The organism is Streptomyces deserti (assembly GCF_054782695.1).
This window is the reverse complement of sequence record NZ_BAAGRZ010000014.1, coordinates 29,226-53,103: the sequence shown is the minus strand read 5'-3', so window position 1 is coordinate 53,103 and position 23,878 is coordinate 29,226. Positions and strand designations below refer to the sequence as shown.

The following is a 23,878-nucleotide window of genomic DNA, read 5'->3' as shown; positions in this document are numbered from 1 at the left end:
TTGCCCCGGCGGGACTACCATCACTTCATGACCCGAGTACTGCTCGCCGAGGACGATGCGTCCATCTCGGAACCGCTGGCCCGCGCCCTGCGCCGGGAGGGGTACGAGGTCGAGGTACGTGAGGATGGCCCCACCGCGCTGGACGCCGGAATCCAGGGCGGCGTCGACCTGGTCGTACTGGACCTCGGTCTGCCCGGCATGGACGGTCTGGAGGTGGCCCGGCGGCTGCGCGCCGAGGGTCACACCATTCCGATCCTGATCCTGACCGCGCGCGCCGACGAGGTGGACACGGTCGTCGGCCTCGACGCGGGCGCCGACGACTACGTCACCAAGCCGTTCCGGCTCGCCGAGCTGCTCGCCCGCGTCCGCGCCCTGCTGCGGCGCGGCGCCGCCGAGCCGCACCAGGCGCCGGCCACGCACGGTGTGCGCATCGACGTCGAGTCGCACCGCGCGTGGATGGGCGACGAGGAGCTCCAGCTCACCGCCAAGGAGTTCGACCTGCTGCGGGTGCTCGTACGCGACGCCGGTCGGGTCGTCACGCGCGACCAGCTGATGCGCGAGGTCTGGGACACCACGTGGTGGTCGTCCACCAAGACCCTCGACATGCACATCTCCTGGCTGCGCAAGAAGCTCGGCGACGACGCGGCCAACCCCCGCTACATCGCCACCGTGCGCGGCGTGGGCTTCCGCTTCGAGAAGAGCTGAACCCACCGGGATCCCCCGCCGGGTTCGTATTGGGTAAGAGGACATGCGCCGTCGACTGATCCAGTCCACGCTCGCCGTGGTGCTCGTCGTGATCGCCGTCTTCGGCGTATCCCTCGTGATCGTCGAGACCCGGACGATCAGCAACAGCGCCCAGGACCGCGTGGAGTCCGAGGCGGTCCGGCTGGCCAGCATCGTCGACAGCCGGCTCCTCGTCGCGCAGCAGGTCGACGCGGAGGTGCTGCGCGACCAAGTCACGCAGGACCGGTACGCCGTCATCCGGATCCCCGGCGAGCAGCCCATCGAGGTCGGCACCAAACCGAGCGGCGACGTCATCACGGCCACCGCCCCGGGCGAGGAGGGCGAGACCGTCACCGTCCAGGAGCCGCGCTCGACGGTGACCCGGGAGGTCGGCCGTACGCTGCTGATCATCGGGCTGGTGGCGCTGCTGGCGGTGATCGCCGCCGTCCTGCTCGCCATCCGCCAGGCCAACCGGCTCGCCTCCCCGCTCACCGACCTCGCGGAGACCGCCGAACGCCTCGGCTCGGGCGACCCGCGCCCCAGGCACAAGCGGTACGGCGTCCCCGAGCTGGACCGGGTCGCGGACGTGCTGGACGCCTCCGCCGAGCGCATCGGGCGCATGCTCACCGCCGAGCGGAGGCTGGCCGCCGACGCCTCCCACCAGCTGCGCACCCCGCTGACCGCGCTGTCGATGCGGCTGGAGGAGATCACCCTCACCGACGACCTCGACACGGTGAAGGAAGAGGCGACGATCGCGCTCACGCAGGTGGAGCGGCTGACGGACGTGGTGCAGCGCCTGCTGACGAACTCCCGCGATCCGCGCACCGGCTCCGCCGTCACCTTCGACCTCGACGAGGTCATCCAGCAGCAGCTCGCGGAGTGGCGGCCCGCCTACCGCAGCGCGGGTCGGGCGATCGTCAGCTCCGGCAAGCGGCATCTGCAGGCGGTGGGCACCCCGGGGGCGGTCGCGCAGGTGCTGGCCGCGCTGATCGAGAACTCGCTGATGCACGGCGGCGGGACCGTCGCGCTGCGCACCCGGGTCACCGGGAACCAGGTGGTGATCGAGGTGACGGACGAGGGCCCCGGCGTGCCCGCGGATCTCGGGGCGCGGATCTTCGAGCGGACCATCAGCGGCCGGAACTCGACCGGGATCGGCCTCGCGGTCGCCCGGGACCTCGCCGAGGCCGACGGAGGCCGCCTGGAGATGCTGCAGGCCAAGCCGCCGGTGTTCGGGCTGTTCCTGTCGCGCACGCCACCGTCGAAGCAGAAGGCGCACGAGGAGACGCCGACGGTCCGATAGGCGGAGGACCGGGAGACACCCCCCGACACCACCGGACACCCCCAGCATCCGTGGCCCCCCGGCCTACGGAACGCGCTGCCGCGCCTTCTGCTTGGCCCGCTCCTTCTTCAGGAACGATTCCGCGCCCGTCGCCGACTCCGGGACCGGCAGCGCCCGGAACACCCACGTGCGGTAGGACCAGAACCGGAACAGCGTGGCGATGCCGATGCCGAGGAACTTGAAGATGTTGTTCTGCAGCGGGCTGTTCCAGTCGAAGCCGTACGTGGCCACGTACAGCACGCCGTTCTCGATCACCAGGCCGACCGCGCTGAACAGCAGGAACAGGGTCATTTCCCGGGTGCGGCGGCTCTTGTCGCGGTCCCGGTACGTGAAGTAGCGGAAGCCCAGGTAGTTGAAGATGATCGCGACGACGGTCGCGATGACGCTCGCCCGCACCACCTGGAGGTCGGTCACATGCCGTACCAGGTTGAACACGAGGAGGTTGACCAGCACACCGGCGCCGCCCACCGCGCCGAACTTGGCGACTTCGTGAACAAGCCGTCGGAGCCCCGAGGAACCACGTCCCATGGTCGTACAGGCCCCCGTCCGTCGGTTGGCGTCAACCCCGCCATGCTAACCACCCTTCCGCGCGATCTTCCTGCGGACGAGCCCCGGAGACGGGAAGGCGTCCGGAGAAAGGCCGGAGAAAGGCCGAAGAAAGGCAGGGAAAGACCGGGAAACAAGCCACTGCGGCGTGGCCGATACCCTAGGCGTGTGACGTTCCCGGTAGTCGGCATGGTCGGCGGGGGCCAGCTCGCTCGTATGACACACGAGGCTGGCATCCCGCTGGGCATCAGGTTCAAGCTCCTCAGTGACACACCACAGGATTCCGCGGCGCAGGTCGTGAACGATGTCGTCATCGGCGACTATCGCGACCTGGACACGCTGCGCGCCTTCGCACGCGGCTGTGACGTGATCACCTTCGATCACGAGCACGTGCCCACCGAGCACCTACGGGCCCTGGAGGCGGACGGCATCCCCGTGCGCCCGGGCCCCGACGCGCTCGTGCACGCCCAGGACAAGGGCGTGATGCGGGCGAGGCTCGACGCGATCGGCGTGCCGTGTCCGCGGCACAGGATCGTCTCCGATCCGCAGGACGTGGCCGCCTTCGCGGCCGAGGGCGACGGGTTCCCGGTCGTCCTCAAGACCGTCCGCGGCGGCTACGACGGCAAGGGCGTATGGGTGGTGAACTCGCCCGAAGAGGCGGAGGACCCCTTCCGCGCGGGCGTCCCCGTCCTCGCCGAGGAGAAGGTCGACTTCGTGCGCGAGCTGGCCGCCAACGTCGTACGGTCCCCGCACGGGCAGGCCGTCGCCTACCCGGTGGTCGAGTCCCGGCAGGTCAACGGCGTCTGCGACACGGTCATCGCCCCCGCCCCCGATCTCGACGAGAGCCTCGCGCTGAAGGCCGAGGAGATGGCCCTGACCATCGCCAAGGAACTCGGCGTCGTCGGTCACCTCGCCGTCGAGCTGTTCCAGACCCGCGACGGCCGCATCCTCGTCAACGAGCTCGCGATGCGCCCGCACAACTCGGGCCACTGGACGATGGACGGCGCGATCACCTCCCAGTTCGCCAACCACATCCGGGCCGTCCTCGACCTGCCGCTCGGCGACCCCCGCCCGCGCGCGAAGTGGACGGTCATGGTCAACGTCCTGGGCGGCGACTTCCCGGACATGTACTCCGCGTACCTGCACTGCATGGCCCGCGACCCGCAGCTGAAGATCCACATGTACGGCAAGGACGTGAAGCCCGGCCGCAAGGTCGGCCACGTCAACACCTACGGCGACGACCTGGACGACGTGCTGGAGCGCGCCCGTCACGCAGCCGGCTACCTGAGAGGCACGATCACCGAATGAGCCCCGCCCACCCGTCGCCCGACCACCACCCCTCAACGAGCGCTGACGCGCGCAGCTTTCCATTGGTCGGCATCGTCATGGGGTCGGACTCCGACTGGCCCGTCATGGAGGCCGCCGCCAAGGCCCTCGACGAGTTCGAGATCGCGTACGAGGTCGACGTCGTCTCCGCGCACCGTATGCCGCGCGAGATGATCACGTACGGGGAGCAGGCCGCGGAGCGCGGGCTGAAGGTGATCATCGCCGGTGCGGGCGGCGCCGCCCACCTGCCCGGCATGCTCGCCTCCGTCACCCCGCTGCCGGTCATCGGCGTGCCCGTGCCGCTGAAGTACCTCGACGGCATGGACTCCCTGCTGTCGATCGTGCAGATGCCGGCCGGTGTCCCGGTCGCGACCGTCTCCGTCGCCGGTGCCCGCAACGCCGGTCTGCTCGCCGCCCGCATCCTCGCCGCGCACGACGAGGACCTCCTGCAGAAGATGCGGGAGTTCCAGCAGGACCTGAACGACCAGGCCACCGAGAAGGGCAAGCGCCTGCGCGCCAAGGTCGACGGCACGGGCGGCGGCTTCGGCTTCGGCAAGTGACCTTCGGCACGTGGCCTTCGGGAAATGAACTTCGGGAAGTGACCCCCATGACGTCCCTCGACGACGCCCGCGCGCTCCTCGCCGAGTTCCCCGTCGTCGACGGGCACAACGACCTGCCCTGGGCGCTGCGCGAACAGGTCCGCTACGACCTCGACGCCCGCGACATCGCCGTCCGCCAGGGCGCCCACCTGCACACCGACCTCCCGCGGCTGCGCGAGGGCGGGGTCGGTGCGCAGTTCTGGTCGGTGTACGTCCGCACGGACCTGCCCGACCCGGTCGCGGCCACCCTCGAACAGATCGACTGCGTACGGCAGTTGCTGGCCCGCCACCCGAAGGACCTGGCCCCCGCGCTGACGGCCGCCGACCTGGAGGCCGCGCGCGCGGAAGGCCGTATCGCCTCGCTCATGGGCGCGGAGGGCGGCCACTCCATCGCGTGCTCCCTGGGCACCCTGCGGGGCCTGTACGCGCTCGGCGTCCGCTATCTGACGCTCACCCACAACGACAACGTGCCGTGGGCGGACTCGGCGACGGACGCACCGGGCGTCGGCGGACTGTCGGCATTCGGCCGCGAGGTGGTCCGGGAGATGAACCGGATCGGCATGCTGGTCGACCTCTCGCACGTCGCGGCGACGACCATGCGGGACGCGCTGGACACGACGACGGCCCCGGTGATCTTCTCCCACTCCTCCGCCCGGGCCGTCTGCGACCACCCGCGCAACATCCCCGACGACATCCTCGAACGCCTGCCCGCCAACGGCGGTGTGGCGATGGTGACGTTCGTCCCGAAGTTCGTGCTCCAGGCGGCGGTCGACTGGACGGCCGAGGCCGACGAGAACATGCGCGCGCACGGCTTCCACCCCCTGGACACCACCGCCGAGGCGATGAAGGTGCACCGCGCCTTCGAGGAGCGGCACCCGCGCCCCGTCGCCACGGTCGCGACGGTGGCGGACCACCTGGACCACATGCGCGAGGTGGCGGGCATCGACCACCTCGGCATCGGCGGCGACTACGACGGCACGGCCTTCACCCCGGACGGACTCGACGACGTCTCCGGATATCCGAACCTCATCGCCGAGTTGCTGGACCGCGGCTGGTCCCGGTCCGACCTGACCAAGCTGACCTGGCGGAACGCCGTGCGGGTGCTGGGCGCGGCTGAGGACGTGGCCCGGGAGCTTCAGGCCACGCGCCCGCCGTCCAACGCCCGCATCGAGGACCTGGACGGCTGACCCGCGAGCTCGTCCAGGGTGGGGTAGTCGGTGTAGCCGTCCGCCCCGCCCACGTACATCAGGTACCGGTCCCGGACCGGGTTGAGCGGCGCGCCCAGCCGCAGCCGCGCCACCAGGTCGGGGTTGGCGAGGAAGGGCCGGCCGAGGGCGATCAGGTCGGCTCCGGCGGCCAGCAGGCGCGCGACCGGATGATCGCCGACTGGTGCGCTCCCGGAGACCCTGGACGAGGTGATCGAGGCGGCCCGGCAGCGCTGAGCCCCGGGGCCCCGGTGTCCCGTACCTCGAACGCCCCGCCCACCAGGAAACCCCCTCGGCTCCGTGGGACGGTGACCGTACCGCACGACGACCGTACGGAGCCCGCCATGGCAGACCTCCAGGACGACCTGCACTCCGCCGGCGGAGTCGGCGAGCTCCACGGCCTGGCCGGGCTACCCCGCCGAGGCCGTCGTCCCGGACGGTCCCCGCGAGCCCGTCTCCGACCCGGACGACGCTCCCCTGGCCCGGGCCCGCGCCATCCTCGCCGTGCACCCCGTCGCCGACGGCTACAACGGACTGCCCTGGGCGCTCAGGCACCTGTCCTGGTACGACCTGGAGCTCGGCGAGAGCGCCGTCGACACCGACGTGCCCAGATTGCGCCGGGGCCGGGTGGGCGCCCTGTTCTGCTCCCTGCACCTGCCCGAGAGCCTCGACGGCGACCGGGTCGTGGGCGCCACCCTGGAGCAGCTGGACCTGGTCAAGACGGTGGTCCGGGCCCACGACGAGGCCCTACGGCTGGCCCGCACCGCCGGGGAGACCGCGGACGCCCACCACTGCGGACGCGTCGCCGTGCTGCTCGGCCCGGCCGGGGCCGCCGCCCTCGGCGACTCGCTGGGCATCCTGCGCCAGCTGCACGCCCTCGGCCTGCGCATCCTCACCCTGACCGGCGTGTCCTGGGCGAGCCCGGCCGGGCTGACCCGGTTCGGCGAGGAGGTCGTGCGCGAGATGAACCGGCTCGGCGTGATCGCCGACCTCTCCGGTGCCTCCGCGCAGACCATCCACCGCGTCCTCACCGTCTCCAGGGCACCCGTGCTGTGCGGCCGTTCCGCCGCCCGAGCGCTGCGCCCCCACCCGGCGAACCTCCCCGACGACCTGCTCGCCGAGCTGGGCGCCGCGGGGGGCCTGTGCATGGTGCCGCTGACCGCCGAGCAGACCGGGCCGACCGTCCGCGACGTCGCCGACCACCTCGACCACGTCCGTACGGTCGCCGGCCCGCAGTGCGTCGGCCTGTCCGCCACGTACGACTCCGGGCCGCCCACCCGCAGGAGCTCGGCGACGCCTCCTGCTACCCGCGGCTGATCGCCGAGTTGCTGCACCGCGGCTGGGAGGAGTCCGACGTGGCGCTGCTGACCTGGGGCAACGTCCAGCGCGTACTGCGCGGCGCCGACTTCACCGCCCGCGCGGTCCAGCAGCGCCGCGAGCCGTCCATGGCGACGATCGCCGGGCTCGACGGGTGAGGCGTGGCTGAGCGTTGCGCGGGGTCGACGCGTTACGTGTGGTCGAGCCGGCAGAGGCAGAACGGATGCCCCGCCGGGTCGGCGTACACCCGGAAGTCCTTCTTCTCGTAGTCCTCCCGGTCCAGCACCCGCGCCCCCAGTGCCAGCACCTTCTCCTCGGCCGCGTCGACCTCCTCCCAGGTGGACCCGGCGTCGAAGTCGAGGTGGAACTGCTGCGGGTTGCGGTCGGCGCGCGGCCACTCCGGCGGGGTGTACCCGGACACCCGCTGGAAGGCGAGCCGTGGCCCGCCGGGTACCTGGAGCACCACCCAGTCGGGTTCCTCCTCCTCGGGCGTGCCGCCCCCGACCTGCGCGTAGAAGCGGGCCAGCTCGAGCGGCTCGGGGCAGTCGACGACGACGGAACGGAAACGTACCGCAGCGGGCATGAGGCCTCCCGGTATCAGCGGGTTGTCAGCAGGCACAGAGGCAGAACGGGTGCCCGGCCGGGTCCGCGTAAACCCGGAAGCTGCGCGAACGGTCCTCGGCGTCCAGCGGCCGCGCGCCGAGGGCCAGCACGCCCTTCTCGGCCGTGTCCAGGTCGTCGACGGTCAGGTCCAGGTGGAACTGCTGCGAATGGTCGGGCGCCGGCCACCGCGGCGGTACGTACCCGGGGGCGGCCTGGAAGGCCAGGGACGGTCCGCCGGGCACCTTCAGGTCCACCCAGTCGCCCTGGTCCTCGACGGTTCCGCCCAGCACCTCGGCGTAGAAACCGGCCAGCGCGTGCGGGTCGGGACAGTCCAGGACGACGACATCCAGTTTGGCCAGAGCCATGACTTCCTCCTCGAAGCCGGAAAGTCACCCGCCGGAAGTTACCTGTAGAGGCGAGTAACCAGTAACCGTTACTCCATGCTCCCCTATTGGGGGTAACGTCGCAAGGGGAAACCCGGGAGGTACGGTCCAGCCATGACGGAGAGATCGCCCGCGCCCGGGGGCCTGGCACTGGTCGAGTCCCTGGTGAACACGCTGGACATCGAGTCGGGCGCCGACTCGCTGGACACGGCGCAGGGCCGGGCGCGTTTCGGGCTCACGGAAGAGGACGTGGAGCCGGCGCGCGAGCTGCGCGAGTCGCTGCGCGCGACGCTGCTCGCCCACGCCGGCCATGCCCCGCACCGCGAGGTGACCCCGCTGGGCGAGCTGCTGGCCGGGGCGCCGCTGGTGGTGACGGTCGACGCGGGGGACGGCTCGGCCGCACTCGCCCCCGCCGACGGGCGCCCGCTGCTCTCCCGCGTCGCCGCGGCCGTCGCCGAGGCACTGGTCGCGGGCACCTGGACCCGGCTGAAGGCCTGCGAGGCCGCCGACTGCCACTGGGCGTACTACGACCGCAGCCCGGCGGGCCGGGGCCGCTGGTGCTCGATGCAGGTGTGCGGGGCGCGGGCGAAGATGCGGCGGTACCGGGCGAAGGAGCCGTGACGCGGCCGTGCCGACGCCCGGTGGTGCAGAATGCAACAAGACGCCGGTTCGGCCGACTGAGCCTCGGCCGAACCGGCGTCACCCGTATGTATGTACCGCTACTAGGCCTTCGGGCGTCCCATCGCCCGGTACGTCCACTCGGCCTTGCGCCACCGCTCCGGGTCCAGGGCGTTGCGCCCGTCGAGGATGACGCGGGCCGCCGCGACCTCGCCGAGGGCCTCCGGGTCCAGCTCGCGGAACTCCCGCCACTCCGTCAGGTGCAGGACGACGTCGGCGCCCCGCGCGGCCTCGATCGCGGTGTCGGCGTAGCCGAGGGTCGGGAAGATGCGGCGGGCGTTGTCCATGCCCTTCGGGTCGTACACCGTGACCTGGCCGCCCTGGAGGTGGATCTGCCCGGCGACGTTGAGCGCGGGCGAGTCCCGTACGTCGTCCGAGTCGGGCTTGAAGGTCGCGCCGAGCACCGCCACGCGCTTGCCGAGGAACGGCCCGCCGCCCAGCGCCTGCCGGGTCAGCTCCACCATCTGGCCGCGCTGGCGCATGTTGATGGAGTCGATCTCCCGCAGGAAGGTCAGTGCCTGGTCGGCGCCCAGCTCACCGGCCCGGGCCATGAACGCCCGGATGTCCTTCGGCAGACAGCCGCCGCCGAAGCCGATCCCGGCCCGCAGGAACTTCTTGCCGATCCGGTCGTCGTAGCCGATGGCCTCCGCCAGCTTGGCCACGTCACCGCCCGCCGCCTCGCACACCTCGGCCATGGCGTTGATGAAGGAGATCTTGGTGGCGAGGAAGGAGTTCGCGGAGGTCTTCACCAGCTCGGCGGTCGGGAAGTCCGTGACCACGAACGGCGAACCCTCGGCGATCGGCGTCGCGTACACCTCGCGCAGCAGCTTCTCGGCGCGCTCGCTGCGCACCCCGACCACGATCCGGTCCGGGTGCAGCGTGTCCTGGACGGCGAAGCCCTCACGCAGGAACTCCGGATTCCAGGCCAGCTCGGCGTCCCCGCCCGCCGGCGCGTGGTCGGCCAGGTAGGCGGCCAGGCGGTCGGCGGAGCCGACGGGCACGGTGGACTTGCCCACGACCAGGGCGGGGCCCTTCAGATGCGGCGCGAGCGAGGCGATCGCGGAGTCGACGTACGACATGTCGCAGGCGTACTCGCCGTGCCGCTGCGGGGTGTTCACACAGACGAAGTGGACATCGCCGAACGCGCCGACCTCGGCCCAGTCCTGGGTGAAGCGCAGCCGGCCCGTGGTCCCCTCGAACCCGGCGACGTGCTTGCGCAGCAGCTCCTCCAGGCCCGGCTCGTACATCGGAGCCTCGCCGCGCTCCAGCTTCTCGATCTTCTCCCGGACGATGTCCAGGGCGAGTACCTCGAAGCCCAGTTCGGCCATGGCCGCGGCGTGTGTCGCGCCGAGATAACCGGTGCCGATCACGGTGATCTTGAGGGCCATGGATGCTCCAGAGGTCTGCGGCAGGTGGTGCGCGCCCGAGCATATCCGGGGCAGGGGAACGCGCTTCACCGGGCGACTTTCGCGCTGTCGCCAAGCTCACGTATCACTGGTGTGGGCGACCCCATAAACTTTTGATTACTTAACGGTAGTTAGCGCCACCATCGCAGCGTTTTGGAGCGTGAGAGACCTTGGCCGGATCGGCTGACTTCGACCTGTACCGCCCGTCCGAGGAGCACGACATGCTCCGTGACGCCGTTCGCTCGATGGCCGAGGCGAAGATCGCGCCGTACGCCGCCGCGGTGGACGAGGAGGCCCGCTTCCCGCAGGAGGCGCTCGAGGCACTGGTGGCCAACGACCTGCACGCCGTCCACGTGCCCGAGGAGTACGGCGGCGCGGGCGCCGACGCGCTGGCGACGGTCATCGTGATCGAGGAGGTGGCCCGCGTGTGCGCCAGCTCCTCCCTCATACCGGCCGTGAACAAGCTCGGCTCGCTCCCGGTCATCCTCTCCGGCTCCGAGGAGCTGAAGAAGAAGTACATGACCCCGCTCGCCAAGGGCGACGGGATGTTCTCGTACTGCCTCTCCGAGCCGGAGGCGGGCTCGGACGCGGCCGGCATGAAGACCCGCGCGGTCCGCGACGGCGACCACTGGGTCCTCAACGGCGTCAAGCGCTGGATCACCAACGCGGGCGTCTCCGAGTACTACACGGTCATGGCCGTCACCGACCCCGAGAAGCGTTCCAAGGGCATCTCCGCCTTCGTCGTCGAGAAGTCCGACGAGGGCGTCTCCTTCGGCGCCCCCGAGAAGAAGCTCGGCATCAAGGGCTCGCCCACCCGCGAGGTCTACCTCGACAACGTCCGCATCCCCGCCGACCGCATGATCGGCGAGGAGGGCACCGGCTTCGCCACGGCGATGAAGACCCTCGACCACACCCGCATCACCATCGCCGCCCAGGCCCTCGGCATCGCCCAGGGCGCCCTCGACTACGCCAAGGGCTACGTCCAGGAGCGCAAGCAGTTCGGCAGGCCGATCGCCGACTTCCAGAGCATCCAGTTCATGCTCGCCGACATGGCCATGAAGATCTCCGCCGCCCGGGCCCTGACCTACCAGGCGGCAGCCGCCTCCGAGCGCGGCGACTCCGACCTCACCTACCAGGGCGCCGCCGCCAAGTGCTTCGCCTCCGACGTGGCCATGGAGGTCACCACGGACGCGGTCCAGCTCCTCGGCGGCTACGGCTACACCCGTGACTACCCGGTGGAGCGCATGATGCGCGACGCGAAGATCACGCAGATCTACGAGGGCACGAACCAGGTCCAGCGGATCGTCATGGCGCGCAACCTGCCGTAACCGAACGGCTCCCGCTCCGGCACAGCCCCCGCCACCCGGCCGGGGGCTGTTTCCGTCCGCCCCGTGGCGGACCGGGGGAAGTGGGCGTAGGACGGAAGGACCGGGGGCCGACCCGGTCTCCGCCGTCCCCCAGGAGGAACCATGACCCAGCAGCCCGCCACCACCACCCCGATGAGCAAGGAGATGCAGGACTGCGTCGACGCCTGCATGGCCTGCCACGCCATGTGCGAGGAGACCATGAGCTCCTGCCTGCAGATGGGCGGCCAGGCCCAGATGCAGATCATGCGCGCGCTGATGGACTGCGCCGAGATGACCCGCATGTGCGCCGACATGATGATGCGCCGCTCGCCGATGTCGGCCGAGATGTGCGCGATGTGCGCCCGGGCCTGCGACATGTGCGCCGAGGCGTGTATGTCCATGCCGGACGACGCCCAGATGATGCGCTGTGCCGAGGCGTGTCGCCGCTGTGCACAGACGTGCCGCGCGATGGCGGGCGCCACGATGTGACGACCGTCCGACAGCCCTCGGGGGCACCTGCCTTCCGGGTGCCCCCGAGTCCTGTGTGCCGGCCGCTCAGTTGCCCGAGACGGTGACCTTCTCGTCGTTCTTCAGCTGGTCCACCAGCGTCTTCACCTTCGCGGTGTCCCACTGGAGGTTGCCGTTGGGGGCGTTGCCCGAGATCGGCATGTTCATCGACGTGCCCTCACCGCCGCTGACGCCCTTCATCGCCCAGAACATCGATGCCAGGTCCCACAGGCCCATGTCCTTGTCGACGATCAGGGAGTCCAGGCCCGCGCCCATGGTCGGGTACAGCTTGAACGGGTTCAGGATCGTGCCCGGGGTGGCGACCTGGTTGGCGAGCGCCGAGAGGAACTTCTGCTGGTTCTTCGTACGGTCCAGGTCCGAGCCCTTGAGCGCGTACCGGGTGCGGACGAAGGCCAGGGCCTCCTCGCCGTTCAGGGTCTGCTTGCCCTTCTTGAGGTCCGCGCCGGACTTGGCGTCCTTGATGTCCTGCGGGACGTCGATCTCGACACCGCCGACCGCGTCCACGATGTTCGCGAAACCGGCGAAGCCGATCTCCACGTAGTGGTCGATGTGCAGACCGGTGTTGGCCTCGACCGTGCGGACCAGCAGCTCGGGGCCGTCCTCCGAGTACGCCGCGTTCAGCTTCACCTGGCGGCCGGTGGCCTGATAGAGCTTGCCGGAGTCGGAGCCCTTGTACGACGGGATGGTGACGTTGGAGTCACGCGGCAGCGAGATCAGCGTCGGGCCGTTGCTGCCGGTGTGCAGGATCATCATCGAGTCCGTGCGCTTGCCGTCGGCGGACCCGGTGTGCAGTTCCTTCTTCTGCTCGTCGGACAGGCCGGCCCGGCTGTCGGAGCCGACGATCAGGTAGTTCGTGCCCTCGCCCACCTCCGGCCGGTCGATGACCTTCGACAGGTCGACCTCGCGGTTGAGCTTGGAGTCGGCCCAGAAGTACGTGGCGACGGTCGTCACGACCAGCACGGTCGCGACCGTGATCGCCGTGACCTTGATCCGGCGCCGCCAGTTCGGCGCGGGACGCGGCGCGTACGTGCCGTCGCCGCCGGGGCCCCGGCCGCCGGGCGAGCCGTAGACCTGCCCCGTGTTGTAGCCGCTGTCGTAACCGTCGACGGCGGTGCCGTCGCCGTAGCCGCGGCCGTCCACGTACGACGGCTGCTGCGGCACGCCTGCGGCGCCGTACGGCGGTGCCTGCCGGCCGGGGCCGCCGTAGGCGCCCTGCCCGGGCGGCGCCGCCGGACCGCGGCGGACCTGCCGCATGACACGTGCGCTCTCAGGCTGTGCGCTCGCGCTTCCGCGTCCGTACCGTCTGCCGCGGTTGTCGTCGGACCATGCCTCGGGCCACTCATTCATGCGCCCCAGTGTGCAGGCCAGGGCTGTCCGCCATACAAGGGTCGTCGGAAAATCAGGGCAAGGCTGTGGCGAAGCTGACACAAATCCCCCGCATGTCGCCTCGGCATAAGGTGGAGGCCATGACAGACCAGGCCTCAGCTGCGGATTCGGTAACTCCGGATATCCCGGGCAAGCCGACTTCGGCGTCCCGCACCACCCTCAGCCACATCATGACGCACAACGACACGAACCTGCTGGGTACCGTGCACGGCGGAGTGATCATGAAGCTGGTCGACGACGCGGCGGGTGCGGTGGCCGGGCGGCACAGCGGCGGTCCCGCCGTCACCGCGTCGATGGACGAGATGGCCTTCCTGGAGCCGGTCCGGGTCGGTGACCTCGTCCATGTGAAGGCCCAGGTCAACTGGACCGGCTCGACCTCCATGGAGGTCGGCGTCCGGGTCCTGGCCGAACGCTGGAACGAGTCCGCCCCGCCCACCCAGGTCGGCTCCGCGTACCTCGTCTTCGCCGCCGTGGACGCCGACGGCAAGCCGCGCAGGGTGCCGCCGGTCATCCCCGAGACCGAACAGGACAAACGCCGCTACCAGGAGGCCCAGATCCGCCGCACCCACCGCCTGGCCCGCCGCCGCGCGATCATGGAACTCCGCGAGAAGCGGGCGGCGGAGGGGTACGCGGACTGACTGGTGCCCGCGGCGCCTGTGCGGGGCTGGTGGTGCCGGGCGGGTCGCACACCCACCCGGCCCCTGACAACAGCGCCGGGTGGCTTAAGACGCGCACCGGACCTCATCCCCCCGCACCACCCCGAACTCCCCCTCCGCCTGGTTCTCCGCCCGCACCTTGCGCACCTGCCTGAAGTCGGCCCCGGCGATCACCTTCAGCGTCGCCCCGAGCCCCTTCACCGCCCGGAGTTCACTGCCCGGCAGGGCGGTCGCCAGGGACTTGGCGGAGCGGTCCCAGCGGGGGTCGTGGAGGACGATCGTGCGCCGGACGGAGCGGTCCTTCGCGTTCACCGGCGACCGGGTCGTACGGAACCCGCTCGCCGCCAGCGCCGCGTCCACCTTGCGGCCGAGGCCCGGCGTGTTCGTGCCGTTCTCCACCTGGACCCGGACCTGCTGCGGGGCGACGGGGACGAGCACCGCCGCGCTGCGGGGCCGCGTGACGGACAGCGGCCGGTCCTCGCGCAGGGCGCGGAAGAGGCGCTCGGACTTCACGGGATCCCACTTCAGCGTCGAGCCGACGCCCTTCACGGCGTATCCCATGCGCCCGATCGGCACGGTCGTGAACTCGGAGGAGGAGGGGGAGAAGTTCCGCATCGCCCGCCCCAGGTCCAGCAGTTCGTCCGTGCCGAAGCCCTTGTCGGCCCGGACCGAGCCGAGCACCGCCCGGGTCGCCTCCCGGAACTTCATCGGGTTCAGCAGGATCCCGGAGGAGGTGACCCGGTCCACCAGCGCCGCCATGAAACGCTGCTGACGCTTCATCCGGCTGAGGTCGGAGGCCCCGTCGACGTACCGGGCGCGCACGTACTGCAGGGCCTGCCCGCCCTTGAGGGTGTGGCGGCCGGCCGGCAGGTCCAGGCCGGTGTGACTGTCCTTCAGCGGATCGGCGGTGCAGATCTCCACGCCGCCGACCACGTCCACCGTCTTCATGAAGCTGGTGAAGTCGACCTCCAGGTAGTGGTCGATCTTCACGCGCGTCATCCGCTCGACCGTCCGCACGGTCAGCTGCGGCCCGCCCTCCGCGTACGCCGCGTTGAGCTTGATGGCGTGCCCGCCGTGCCGTTTCCCGCTGTTGCGGTCGGTGTGCGGGGGCATCACGGCGTACGAGTCGCGCGGCAGGCTCACCACACTGGCCCGCTCCCGGTCCTCCGAGATGTGCACGATCATGATCGTGTCGGTGCAGTGGCAGGGCGCCCCGCCGAGCCGGTACCTGCGCCGCTCCTCCTTCGAGATCTCCTCGCGGCCGTCGGTGCCGACGAGCAGGACGTTCATGCCGTGCCCGGCGCGGGGACGGTTCTTCATGTCCTTGAAGGGGTCGACCCGGTCGATGTCCGCGTCGAGGCTGGACATCACCGTGTGCCCGATCCCTGCGGACGCCATCACCACCACGGACAGCGTGGTCACGGCCCGCATGGCCCAGCGCGGCTTCCCGCGCGGTACGGGCGGCCGGGCCGGACGGCGGGACGGCTGCGGGCGGCGCTGCGGGGCGGGCTGGGGCCGGGGGGACCGGGGCGGTGTGGGCAAGGGGACTCCTCCGGACGACGGCCGTACGTGGGATCCGGAAGCACCGTAGGCCCATACGATCTGTGGCCCGGGTCACCTGCTCCGGCGGCGCGCAACGGTGTCCCCCGTTCGCGGTAACGTGAGCCCCCTATGAACGCCAATCCCGACGTGCAGCTGCCCGCCGTGTCTGTCATCATGCCGGTCCTCGACGAGGAGCGGCATCTGCGCGGAGCAGTCCAAGCGATCCTCGCGCAGGAGTACGCCGGCGAGATGGAGGTCGTGATCGCCCTCGGTCCGTCCACGGACCGTACGGACGAGATCGCCGCCGAGCTCGTGGCCGAAGACCCGCGCGTGCACACCGTGCCCAACCCGAGCGGCCGTACGCCGGCCGCGCTCAATGCCGCGATCAAGGCCTCCCGGCATCCGATCGTCGTCCGGGTCGACGGGCACGGCATGCTCTCGCCGAACTACATCGCCACCGCCGTACGGCTCCTGAAGGAGACCGGCGCGCAGAACGTCGGCGGCATCATGCACGCCGAGGGCGAGAACGACTGGGAGCACGCGGTGGCCGCCGCGATGACGTCCAGGATCGGGGTCGGCAACGCCGCCTTCCACACCGGGGGCGAGGCCGGCCCGGCCGAGACCGTCTACCTGGGCGTGTTCCGGCGGGAGGCGCTGGAGCAGCAGGGCGGCTACAACGAGGAGTTCATCCGCGCCCAGGACTGGGAGCTGAACTACCGCATCCGTGAGGCCGGCGGGCTGATCTGGTTCTCGCCCGAGCTGAAGGTGTCGTACCGGCCGCGGCCGAGCGTGCGCGCGCTGGCTAAGCAGTACAAGGACTACGGCCGGTGGCGGCACGTCGTCGCCCGGTACCACGAGGGCTCCATCAACCTGCGCTACCTGGCCCCGCCGACCGCGGTGTGCGCGATCGCGGCCGGGATCGTGGTGGGCGCCGTGCTGACGCCGTGGGGCTTCGTGGTGCCCGGCGGCTACCTCGCGGCGATCGTCCTGGGCTCGATACCGGCGGGCAAGGGGCTGCCGCTGAAGGCGCGGCTGCAGATCCCCGTCGCGCTGGCCACCATGCACATGTCGTGGGGCTGGGGCTTCCTGACCAGCCCTCGGTCGCTGGCGAGGAAGGTCATCGCGTCCCGGCGTCCGGCGGTGCTCGGCTCCCGTCAGGTGAGCGGCTGAGCCCGCCGGGCCCCGGCCCGGTCACCAGGTGAACGCCGGGTTCACGTGCATGCAGGCCTTGTCGTCCGCACCGTTGAGCGCGTGGGCCGACTCCGGGACGCTGTCGTCCTCCTTCGGCGCCCGGTACGTCGTACCCGCGCGCCAGTCGGCGCCCACGACGAGCGTGACGCCGGAGACGTCGGTGGAGCGCTGGACCGAACTCGGCGGAATACCGAGGGACTCGGCGATCCGCTGGGCGTCGCCCTCCAGGTCGGCGCTCGGGTAGCGGACGAGGGTGCGGTCCTCGCTCAGTGACCCGGTCGTGTCGGGATACGCCCGGGTGAACCCCTTCTCGGCCAGCACGCCGGCCACGGCGCTCGCGCGTCCGCGGGCCGCGGCCAGGGTGTCGGTGCGCGTGCCGTTGCGCACCTGGACCGCGATCTCGCCGTCGGCCGCGGCCGGGTCGTCCGAGGCCTGTTCCTCGGTCTTCTCGCCGGTCGCGCCCTTCTTGTCGTTGTCGTCCTTGTTGTTTTCGTTGTTCTTGTTGTCCCTGCCGTCCAGGGCGATGTCCTCGCGCACCAGCCGGAAGAGCTTCTCGGCGTCCTCCGTCGGCTCCACCCGTGCGCCCACGTACCGGTTCGGCATCGTGGTCATGGTGACCCGCTCCGGCTCCACCTTCCGCAGCTCGTCGCTGAGGTCGTAGAGCTTCTTGACGGTGTCGAGGCCGGGGTCGACCGTGAGGGCCCGGGTGGCCCGCTCGGCCAGCCTGCGCAGCTTGTTCGGGCTGCTCAGGGTGGCGTTCTCGCGCAGCCGGCGGACCAGCGCGTTCAGGTACATGTGCTGGGCCTTGGCGCGGGCGAGGTCGCTGCCGTCCTCGAAGCCGTAGCGGGTCCGCAGCCATTGCAGGGCCTGTTCGCCCTTGATGTCCGTGGTGCCCTTCTCCAGCTTCAGGCCCGAGCCCTTGCCGTCGGAGGTGCGCGAGTGGATGTTGGCGTCCACGCACACCGGGACGCCGCCGACGGCGTCCGCCATCGACACCACGCCCGCGAAGTCGACCATGACGAAGTGGTCGATGTGGATGCCGGTCAGCTCCTGCCAGGTGGCCACCGTGCAGCCGGGGCCGCCGTGCCCGAGGCTCTGGTTCGTCATCACCCGCCCGTTGCTCGCCGGGTACACCTTCCCGTCGTCCGGGTCGGTGCACTTCGGTATGTGGACGAGGGTGTCGCGCGGCATGCTGATCACCGACATGTTCGTCCGGTCGGCGGACAGGTGCACCAGCATCTGGACGTCCGCGAGGGGTGTGGAGCCGAACGTCTCCCGGGCGCCGCCGAGTTCCCGGTTCTCCTCGGTGTCCCGCGCGTCGGAGCCGATGACCAGGATGTTCAGCGGGGTCTGGCCCGCGGCGTTCGGCGTCGGCGCGGCGACCTTGCTGTCGCCCAGGTTGAGGGGGTCCTGCTCGATGTTGGCGTTCAGGTGCCGGTAGTAGAGGTAGCCGGCGCCGGCCGTGCCGAGTACCAGGACCGTGAGGACGGCCGCCGACCACTTGAGCACGCGGCGCCCGGGCCGTGGACGCCGCCGGCCGTGCAGGGTGTCGGCCTTGCCGCCCGACGGGCCGCCGTCGTCCAACGGGCCGCCGTTCGGGGCGGGTTCAGCCCGGACGTCCCGGACCGTCTCGTCCGGTCCCACCGTTTTCTGGGTCACTCTCCCCGTCCCTCCCGCCCCTCACGCCATGGAACAGGCCCGTCATGCGTCCTGTTAGACGCACGACGGGCCCGTCAGTTGCCCTGGAAACGTCAACTCGCGCAGGTGACCTTGTCGGCCGTGGACCTCTCCCCGTCCGGCGCCTTGGCGGGAGCAGTGAGGGACCGTGAGGCCGGTGACCGATTCGCCCACCGCACCAGGGCGTTCGGGGTCGGCCCGCTACCAGCGGTAGGGCGCGTACACGTCCATGCACTGGCCGCTGTCCGACCCGTTGATGGCGTCGGCGCTCTCCGGGACGTCCCCGGGCTTCGGCGCCGGCTCCTTGGGATAGGCCGAGCCCTCCCGCCAGTCGGCGCCCACCACCAGCGTGACACCGGAGACGCCGGTCGACCGCTGCACCGAACTCGCCGGAATCCCCAGCGACTCGGCGACGCGCAGGGCATCGCCCGCCAGATCCGCGCTCGGGTAGCGGACGACGGTCTTCTCCTCCGACACAGGCGCCGAGGTGTCCGCAGCGGCCCTCGTGAAGCCCTTGTCCACGAGCAGCCGGGCCAGCGCGCCCGCGCGGCCGCCGACCGGGCCGAGGGTGGCGGACCGCGTGGCGTTCCGCACCAGGACGCCGATCTCGTCGTCCGGGGCAGCGGGGTCCTCGGAGGTCTTCTCGGGGGTCTTCTCGGGGATCTTCTTCGCGCCCGACTGCCTGCCCTTGTCGTCGAAGGGCACGTCGTCGCGGATCATCGACCAGATCTTCTCGGCGTCGGCCCCGGCCGGCAGGAGGTGGTTCGGGTTCTGCGCGTCCTGCGCGGTCGGCATGGTCGACATGGTGATCCGGTCGGTCGGCACCGTCTTGAGCTGCGTGCCGAGGTCGTAGAGCTTCTTCACCGAGCCGATCTCCTCCGAGACCTTCAGGGACTTGGTGGCCGCCTCGGCCAGGTCCGTCAGGCGCCCGGTGTCGGTGAAGACGTTCTGCTGCTTGAGCGTGCGGATCATCGAGTTCATGTACATGTGCTGGGCCTTGGCCCGCCCCACGTCGCTGAAGAAGGCGTGCCGCGTGCGCAGCCACTGCAGCGCCTGCTTGCCCTTGACCTTCTTCGTGCCGGCCGTCATCTTCAGCCCGGAGCCGCCGGGCACACCCGGCAGCGGGCGGTCCCACACGTTCTGCTTCACACAGACCTCGACGCCGCCGACCGCGTCCGCCATCTTCACCACGCCCGCGAAGTCGATCATCATCCAGTGGTCGATGTAGACGCCGGTGAGGTTCTGCCAGGTGGCCAGGGTGCAGCCGGCTCCGCCACGGGCCAGCGTCGCGTTGATGATGGTGTTGGTCGCCGGATAGGTCTCGCCGGTCTTCGGGTCCGTGCACTCGGGGATGTCGACGCGGGTGTCGCGCGGAATGCTCACCACCGCCGCGCTCCTGCGGTCCGCCGACAGGTGGATGAGCATCTGCACGTCGGCCAGCGGCTTGCTGCCGACGCTGTCCTTGCTGCCGCCGAGCTTCAGGTTCGCGGCGGTGTTCCGGCTGTCGGAGCCGATCAGCAGGATGTTCAGGGGCGTCTGCCCGGCCGCGTTCGGCTCCGCCTTCCGCACCTTGGAGTCGCCGCTGCTGCGCTGCCCCTTGTGGAGGTTTCCGTTCAGGTGCCGGTAGTACAGGTAACCCGCCCCGGCCGTGAGGAAGATCAGCAGCGCCAGGGTCGTCGCCGACCAGCGCACCGCGCGGCGCCCCCGCCCGGACCGCGGTCCGCCGCGCCGGCCGCCTTCGCCCCGGCCGCCTCCGCCCCGGCCGCCTCCGCCCCGGCTGCCGCCGGGTCTGCCCCCGCCGTCGTTGCCGCCGTCTCTGCCGGGGCCCTCACCGCCGCCGTCCCGCGCCGCCCTGTCGTCCGCGCCCCGTTGCCGAGGTACGACACCCGGTCGCGTTCCCTCCCCGTGCACACCGCTCCGCGTCATCGTTCTGCCTCCCACCCCTGCGCCGTCGAACGGCGTGCGTACGCCCGGTGCGGCGTACGGCATCGAACAGGCCTGCCGTACGCCCCGCAGGACGTACGGCAGGCCCGTCAGGTCACTTGGCGCACTCGACCTTGTCCGCCGTGGACTTCTGGACCCCCTCCGGCGCCTTCGACGGAGTGGTGAGGGGCACGCCCGCGCCCTCGAAGTCCTTGCCCAGGGTCAGCGTGATCGCAGGCAGCCCCTGCGAGTTGGTCACGCTCTCGCCCGGCTTCATCGCCGAGGCGGACAGACCCATGATGTCGGCGAGGCGGCGGGCCTGGTCGGCCTGGTCGGGCGCGTACTCGAGCGTGGTCCTGCTCAGTACGGCCGGCGCGTTGCCCGCGTTCTCGGACTTGGTGACGCCCTCCTCGGTCTGCAGCCAGGTCAGGGTCTCCTGGGCGCTGCCGGGGGCCGCTCCGCCGTTGAGGACGCGCACCCGCACCTCGGAGGCCGGCGCCTTGGTGCCCTTCAGACGGGCGGCGACGGCGGTCTTCTTCTGCTTCTCCTTCTGCTTGACCTCGGTGAACGACACGTCGTCCCGGATCATCTTGAACACCTGCGGGGCCTTGGACTCGTCGAGGACGACGGTCGCCTTGACCTTCTCCGCGGGGTTGTCGTTCACCGGGATCGTCGTGAACGTCAGGTTCTTGGTGTTGAGCTTGCCCAGCTCCAGGCCGAGGTCCTTCAGCTTGTTGATGCTGTCCAGCTGCGAGTCGACGGTGAGCGCCTTGGTGCCCGCCTCGGCCAGCTTGATCATCTTCGACGGGCTGGTGAGCGTGTCGTTGGACTTGAGCTTCCGCATCAGCGCGCTGAGGAACTGCTGCTGCAGCCCGATGCGGCTCAGGTCGCCGCCGAACCCGACGGAGTGCCGGGTCCGCACGTACGCCAGCGCCTGCTCGCCCTCGATGGTGTGCGTGCCCTTGGACAGTTTGAGCTTGGAGTCCGGGTCGTCGATGTCCTTGGCCAGACACACCTCCACACCGCCGACCGCCGTGGTCAGCGTCTTGACCGCGTTGAAGTCGGCGACCATGAAGTTGTCGGGCTTGACCCCGGTCAGTTCCGTGACGGTCCGCATGGTGCAGCTCGGCGTACGGCCGTCCTGGCCGAGGCTGGTGTTGAAGCGGACACCCTGCGAACCCGGGATGATCTTCGTCGAGCCGTCCTCCTGCGTGGTCGGGCAGTCGGGGATGTCGACGATGAGGTCGCGGGGGATGCTCAGCGCGGTCGCGTTCGAGCGGTCCTTGGAGACGTGCAGCAGGATCGTGGTGTCGGCGTGGCCGGGGCTGCCGTGGTCGCCGTACTTGTCGTTGCCCTTGCCGGTGCGCTTGTCGGTGCCGATCAGCAGGATGTTGATCGCCTTGTCCTTGCTGAAGCCACCGGTGCTCGCGCCGTCGTCCGAGACGGACGTGATGTTGCCGTTGAGGTGCTCGATGTAGAGATAACCGGCACCCGCCCCGGCGACGAGCACGAACGCCATCGTGCCGCCCGTCCACAGCAGGACCTTCTTCGCCTTCGGCTTCTTCGCCGGGCGCCGCCCGCGCCGCCCCGGCGGCGGCTCGGCGGGCGCCCCGCGGCGCCTGCGTGGGGGCGGGACGTCACGGCCGGGCGTCTCGGACGGCCGCGTACGGCCGGGTGCGGCCGTCCGACCGCGCACCCTCGCGCCCGCGCCGGGGGAGGCCGGTCTGCGGGGCCCGGGGACCGCCGACTGCGGTGCGGAAGGGCCCAGTCGCAGTTCGTATTCGCCGGTGTTCGGATTGAGCACCCACTGGTCTGCGGGGTCGATGTTCTCCGCCCGCCCACGGCCTTGCGCGTCCACGGTTGTCCGAATCCTCCGTCGGGGCCACGCGGCGCCTTTCCCCTCCAAGGCGCTCGGGTCTCGTTCTGCAGTGCGCGACCTCAGGACGGACCTACGGACCTCAGGGCCGGACGCACCGGATCGCTCACACTAACCGCCCAGTTCAGCGTCGGGCGACGCCGGTGACAAATTCCACGTCCCTACAACTGGGCAATTCGCCCATTTCCTCGGACAAAAGTTCACCGCGTTGCGAGGGCTTTACCCGCAGCCGTCCTCGGCGGCGGTGTTCCCGCGGAAGGTCGGTGCGGGGGAAGTGGGGGCGGACGGTTCGTCGGCCCGCTCCCCGGCGGCCTTCCCGTCGGCCTTTCCACCCTGCTTCCCCTCGGCCTTTCCGTCACCGTCCGTGCCGAGGTCGTACGACTCCGTAGACCCTGCGGCGGAATCCGTGTACGAATTCCCGTACGACAGCTCGTACGAATCCCCGCTTTCCCGGCTTTGTGCGGCAGAACTCCGGGGAACGCCCCGCGCGACCACCAACGGCGCGTCCGTGCGCAGCCGCTCGAACAGCTTCTCCGCCTCGGGTTCCACGAGTTGGTCGCGATTGGCGTTGTAGACATACGACTCCCTGGGAACGGTCAGGAATTGCACCCGTTCGGTAGGGATGTCGCGCAGGCCGCGCACGAGTTCGTACAAACCACGCAGACTCGCCAGCGCCGGGTCGGTGGTGAGGGACGACGTGGCCGCGTCCAGCACGGGGTACAGCTTCACCGGATTCAACAGGACGCCATCGCTCTGCACCTTGTTGACGAGCGCGCCGAGGAACCTTTGCTGCCGTTCCATCCGGTCGGTGTCGCTCCCGTTGCCGAGGGACTTCCGGGCGCGGACGTAGCCGAGGGCCTGCTCGCCGTTGAGCGTCACCCGCCCGGCGGGCAGCTTGAGCTTGGCGGCCTTGTCGTCGACCGGCTCCTTCAGGCACACCTGGACACCGTCGACCGCGTCGACCATCTCCTTGAAGCCGTGGAAGTCGACGACGACGTGATGGTCGATGCGGATGCCGGTGAGTTTCTCGACCGTTCGGATGGTGCAGGCCGAACCGCCCACCTGAAAGGCGTAGTTGAACATCGCGAACGTGGGTTCGCTGCGGCTGCCGTCCGGCCGGCGGCAGCCGGGCACGTCCACCATCAGGTCGCGGGGTATGGACACGGCGGTGGCGCTGCGCCGGCCTCCGGACAGGTGCAGCAGGATCGTGGTGTCGGACCGCTCGGTGCCCGAGTCCCGTCCGTAGCGGCGGTTCTCGTCGCCGGAGCGGGAGTCCGACCCGATCAACAGGATGTTCCGCGCGTCCTTGACCAGCGAGGTGGGCCGCTCCTTCTCGAACCGCGCGAGCTCGGCCGCGGCCGCCTCGTCGGGCGTGATGTTCCCGTCGAGCTTCGCGTACACCGCCCACCCCACGCCGGCGGCCCCGAGCACCACCACGGCCGTCACGAGCCCGGCCCCCCGCACCCACCGCCGCCGACGTCGCCTCCCCAGCCCCCGCCCAGTGGCAAAGGCCCCCGCCTTCCCGGACCCGAGACCCCCTGCGGTGTCGCTCATGACCGGCTCCACCCCTCATGGCGTACGAGCGTGCGGTGCGTCGCGTCGCATTGCGGTGCGTGCTGCTGCTCTTA

General features: G+C 70.8%; 20 protein-coding genes and 2 pseudogenes. 11 read left to right on the top strand and 11 right to left on the bottom strand.

Annotated elements, in window-relative coordinates; genetic code table 11:
- Nucleotides 1-27 precede the first annotated feature (27 nt).
- Nucleotides 28-705 carry a response regulator transcription factor gene (locus ACYVMZ_RS22725; protein ID WP_461082493.1) on the top strand — a complete coding sequence of 226 codons (678 nt, stop codon included), beginning with the start codon at nucleotides 28-30 and terminating at the stop codon, nucleotides 703-705.
- Nucleotides 706-748: 43 nt separating this feature from the next.
- Complete coding sequence (locus ACYVMZ_RS22720; protein WP_461082491.1) at nucleotides 749-2,023, top strand: ATP-binding protein; 1,275 nt, start codon at nucleotides 749-751, stop codon at nucleotides 2,021-2,023.
- A gap of 63 nt (nucleotides 2,024-2,086) precedes the next feature.
- On the opposite strand, the gene ACYVMZ_RS22715 is transcribed toward ACYVMZ_RS22720, so the two are convergent.
- Nucleotides 2,087-2,590, bottom strand: coding sequence for a GtrA family protein (locus tag ACYVMZ_RS22715; protein ID WP_461082489.1), 504 nt, complete (start codon nucleotides 2,588-2,590; stop codon nucleotides 2,087-2,089).
- Between the two features lie 186 nt (nucleotides 2,591-2,776).
- Here ACYVMZ_RS22715 and ACYVMZ_RS22710 point away from each other — a divergent pair, with 186 nt between their 5' ends.
- From ACYVMZ_RS22710 to ACYVMZ_RS22700, 3 genes are all read left to right on the top strand, one after another.
- Complete coding sequence (locus ACYVMZ_RS22710) at nucleotides 2,777-3,916, top strand: 5-(carboxyamino)imidazole ribonucleotide synthase (RefSeq protein WP_461082487.1); 1,140 nt, start codon at nucleotides 2,777-2,779, stop codon at nucleotides 3,914-3,916.
- A gap of 77 nt (nucleotides 3,917-3,993) precedes the next feature.
- Nucleotides 3,994-4,494: a 5-(carboxyamino)imidazole ribonucleotide mutase gene (purE, locus tag ACYVMZ_RS22705; protein WP_461082700.1), complete on the top strand. Its 501-nt coding sequence runs from the start codon at nucleotides 3,994-3,996 to the stop codon at nucleotides 4,492-4,494.
- A gap of 47 nt (nucleotides 4,495-4,541) precedes the next feature.
- Complete coding sequence (locus ACYVMZ_RS22700; protein ID WP_461082485.1) at nucleotides 4,542-5,720, top strand: dipeptidase; 1,179 nt, start codon at nucleotides 4,542-4,544, stop codon at nucleotides 5,718-5,720.
- Here ACYVMZ_RS22700 and ACYVMZ_RS22695 read toward each other — a convergent pair.
- A pseudogene (locus tag ACYVMZ_RS22695) lies at nucleotides 5,669-5,902 on the bottom strand (alkene reductase); the annotation flags it as partial. The gene ACYVMZ_RS22700 and the pseudogene ACYVMZ_RS22695 overlap by 52 nt on opposite strands.
- 180 nt (nucleotides 5,903-6,082) lie before the next feature.
- On the opposite strand from ACYVMZ_RS22695, the pseudogene ACYVMZ_RS22690 reads away from it, so the two are divergent.
- Nucleotides 6,083-7,213 (top strand): annotated as a pseudogene (locus ACYVMZ_RS22690) (dipeptidase).
- A gap of 32 nt (nucleotides 7,214-7,245) precedes the next feature.
- Here ACYVMZ_RS22690 and ACYVMZ_RS22685 read toward each other — a convergent pair.
- Complete coding sequence (locus ACYVMZ_RS22685) at nucleotides 7,246-7,638, bottom strand: VOC family protein (RefSeq protein ID WP_461082484.1); 393 nt, start codon at nucleotides 7,636-7,638, stop codon at nucleotides 7,246-7,248.
- A gap of 25 nt (nucleotides 7,639-7,663) precedes the next feature.
- Nucleotides 7,664-8,023, bottom strand: a complete 360-nt coding sequence (locus ACYVMZ_RS22680) for a VOC family protein (protein ID WP_461082482.1) — start codon at nucleotides 8,021-8,023, stop codon at nucleotides 7,664-7,666.
- A gap of 132 nt (nucleotides 8,024-8,155) precedes the next feature.
- Here ACYVMZ_RS22680 and ACYVMZ_RS22675 point away from each other — a divergent pair, with 132 nt between their 5' ends.
- On the top strand, nucleotides 8,156-8,662 hold the full coding sequence (locus tag ACYVMZ_RS22675; protein ID WP_461082480.1) for a CGNR zinc finger domain-containing protein: 507 nt from the start codon (nucleotides 8,156-8,158) through the stop codon (nucleotides 8,660-8,662).
- A gap of 101 nt (nucleotides 8,663-8,763) precedes the next feature.
- Here the strand turns inward: ACYVMZ_RS22675 and ACYVMZ_RS22670 are convergent, their stop codons facing one another.
- Nucleotides 8,764-10,107, bottom strand: coding sequence for a UDP-glucose dehydrogenase family protein (locus tag ACYVMZ_RS22670; RefSeq protein ID WP_461082478.1), 1,344 nt, complete (start codon nucleotides 10,105-10,107; stop codon nucleotides 8,764-8,766).
- A gap of 188 nt (nucleotides 10,108-10,295) precedes the next feature.
- Between ACYVMZ_RS22670 and ACYVMZ_RS22665 the strand changes: the two genes are divergently transcribed.
- Together ACYVMZ_RS22665 and ACYVMZ_RS22660 are read left to right on the top strand one after the other, a co-directional pair.
- A complete protein-coding gene (locus ACYVMZ_RS22665; protein ID WP_461082476.1) occupies nucleotides 10,296-11,453 on the top strand; it encodes an acyl-CoA dehydrogenase in 1,158 nt (385 codons plus the stop codon).
- A 141-nt stretch (nucleotides 11,454-11,594) separates the two neighbouring features.
- Nucleotides 11,595-11,960, top strand: coding sequence for a four-helix bundle copper-binding protein (locus ACYVMZ_RS22660; protein WP_461082474.1), 366 nt, complete (start codon nucleotides 11,595-11,597; stop codon nucleotides 11,958-11,960).
- 66 nt (nucleotides 11,961-12,026) lie between these two features.
- On the opposite strand, the gene ACYVMZ_RS22655 is transcribed toward ACYVMZ_RS22660, so the two are convergent.
- The gene (locus tag ACYVMZ_RS22655) at nucleotides 12,027-13,346 is read right to left on the bottom strand and encodes an LCP family protein (protein ID WP_461082472.1); all 1,320 of its coding nucleotides are present in this window, start codon (nucleotides 13,344-13,346) and stop codon (nucleotides 12,027-12,029) included.
- Nucleotides 13,347-13,465: 119 nt separating this feature from the next.
- On the opposite strand from ACYVMZ_RS22655, the gene ACYVMZ_RS22650 reads away from it, so the two are divergent.
- Entirely contained in the window at nucleotides 13,466-14,023 is a 558-nt protein-coding gene (locus ACYVMZ_RS22650; RefSeq protein ID WP_461082470.1) for an acyl-CoA thioesterase, read from the top strand.
- Between the two features lie 84 nt (nucleotides 14,024-14,107).
- Here ACYVMZ_RS22650 and ACYVMZ_RS22645 read toward each other — a convergent pair whose 3' ends face one another.
- Nucleotides 14,108-15,583 carry an LCP family protein gene (locus ACYVMZ_RS22645; RefSeq protein ID WP_461082468.1) on the bottom strand — a complete coding sequence of 492 codons (1,476 nt, stop codon included), beginning with the start codon at nucleotides 15,581-15,583 and terminating at the stop codon, nucleotides 14,108-14,110.
- 129 nt (nucleotides 15,584-15,712) lie between these two features.
- On the opposite strand from ACYVMZ_RS22645, the gene ACYVMZ_RS22640 reads away from it, so the two are divergent.
- Complete coding sequence (locus tag ACYVMZ_RS22640; protein ID WP_461082466.1) at nucleotides 15,713-16,753, top strand: glycosyltransferase family 2 protein; 1,041 nt, start codon at nucleotides 15,713-15,715, stop codon at nucleotides 16,751-16,753.
- A gap of 21 nt (nucleotides 16,754-16,774) precedes the next feature.
- Here ACYVMZ_RS22640 and ACYVMZ_RS22635 read toward each other — a convergent pair whose 3' ends face one another.
- From ACYVMZ_RS22635 to ACYVMZ_RS22620, 4 genes are all read right to left on the bottom strand, one after another.
- Entirely contained in the window at nucleotides 16,775-18,433 is a 1,659-nt protein-coding gene (locus ACYVMZ_RS22635; RefSeq protein WP_461082464.1) for an LCP family protein, read from the bottom strand.
- Between the two features lie 219 nt (nucleotides 18,434-18,652).
- Nucleotides 18,653-20,377, bottom strand: coding sequence for an LCP family protein (locus ACYVMZ_RS22630; protein WP_461082462.1), 1,725 nt, complete (start codon nucleotides 20,375-20,377; stop codon nucleotides 18,653-18,655).
- A gap of 112 nt (nucleotides 20,378-20,489) precedes the next feature.
- Complete coding sequence (locus tag ACYVMZ_RS22625; RefSeq protein WP_461082460.1) at nucleotides 20,490-22,232, bottom strand: LCP family protein; 1,743 nt, start codon at nucleotides 22,230-22,232, stop codon at nucleotides 20,490-20,492.
- A gap of 237 nt (nucleotides 22,233-22,469) precedes the next feature.
- Nucleotides 22,470-23,804, bottom strand: coding sequence for an LCP family protein (locus ACYVMZ_RS22620; protein ID WP_461082458.1), 1,335 nt, complete (start codon nucleotides 23,802-23,804; stop codon nucleotides 22,470-22,472).
- Nucleotides 23,805-23,878 lie beyond the last annotated feature (74 nt).

Excerpts from the sequence above, each read along its gene's own strand:
- ACYVMZ_RS22725 (WP_461082493.1), top strand. The coding sequence starts at position 28 with ATGACCCGAGTACTGCTCGCCGAGGACGATGCGTCCATCTCGGAACCG.
- ACYVMZ_RS22720 (WP_461082491.1), top strand. The coding sequence starts at position 749 with ATGCGCCGTCGACTGATCCAGTCCACGCTCGCCGTGGTGCTCGTCGTG.
- ACYVMZ_RS22715 (WP_461082489.1), bottom strand. The coding sequence starts at position 2,590 with ATGGGACGTGGTTCCTCGGGGCTCCGACGGCTTGTTCACGAAGTCGCC.
- purE (WP_461082700.1), top strand. The coding sequence starts at position 3,994 with ATGGGGTCGGACTCCGACTGGCCCGTCATGGAGGCCGCCGCCAAGGCC.
- ACYVMZ_RS22700 (WP_461082485.1), top strand. The coding sequence starts at position 4,542 with ATGACGTCCCTCGACGACGCCCGCGCGCTCCTCGCCGAGTTCCCCGTC.
- ACYVMZ_RS22685 (WP_461082484.1), bottom strand. The coding sequence starts at position 7,638 with ATGCCCGCTGCGGTACGTTTCCGTTCCGTCGTCGTCGACTGCCCCGAG.
- ACYVMZ_RS22680 (WP_461082482.1), bottom strand. The coding sequence starts at position 8,023 with ATGGCTCTGGCCAAACTGGATGTCGTCGTCCTGGACTGTCCCGACCCG.
- ACYVMZ_RS22675 (WP_461082480.1), top strand. The coding sequence starts at position 8,156 with ATGACGGAGAGATCGCCCGCGCCCGGGGGCCTGGCACTGGTCGAGTCC.
- ACYVMZ_RS22670 (WP_461082478.1), bottom strand. The coding sequence starts at position 10,107 with ATGGCCCTCAAGATCACCGTGATCGGCACCGGTTATCTCGGCGCGACA.
- ACYVMZ_RS22660 (WP_461082474.1), top strand. The coding sequence starts at position 11,595 with ATGACCCAGCAGCCCGCCACCACCACCCCGATGAGCAAGGAGATGCAG.
- ACYVMZ_RS22655 (WP_461082472.1), bottom strand. The coding sequence starts at position 13,346 with ATGAATGAGTGGCCCGAGGCATGGTCCGACGACAACCGCGGCAGACGG.
- ACYVMZ_RS22650 (WP_461082470.1), top strand. The coding sequence starts at position 13,466 with ATGACAGACCAGGCCTCAGCTGCGGATTCGGTAACTCCGGATATCCCG.
- ACYVMZ_RS22640 (WP_461082466.1), top strand. The coding sequence starts at position 15,713 with ATGAACGCCAATCCCGACGTGCAGCTGCCCGCCGTGTCTGTCATCATG.
- ACYVMZ_RS22630 (WP_461082462.1), bottom strand. The coding sequence starts at position 20,377 with ATGACGCGGAGCGGTGTGCACGGGGAGGGAACGCGACCGGGTGTCGTA.
- ACYVMZ_RS22620 (WP_461082458.1), bottom strand. The coding sequence starts at position 23,804 with ATGAGCGACACCGCAGGGGGTCTCGGGTCCGGGAAGGCGGGGGCCTTT.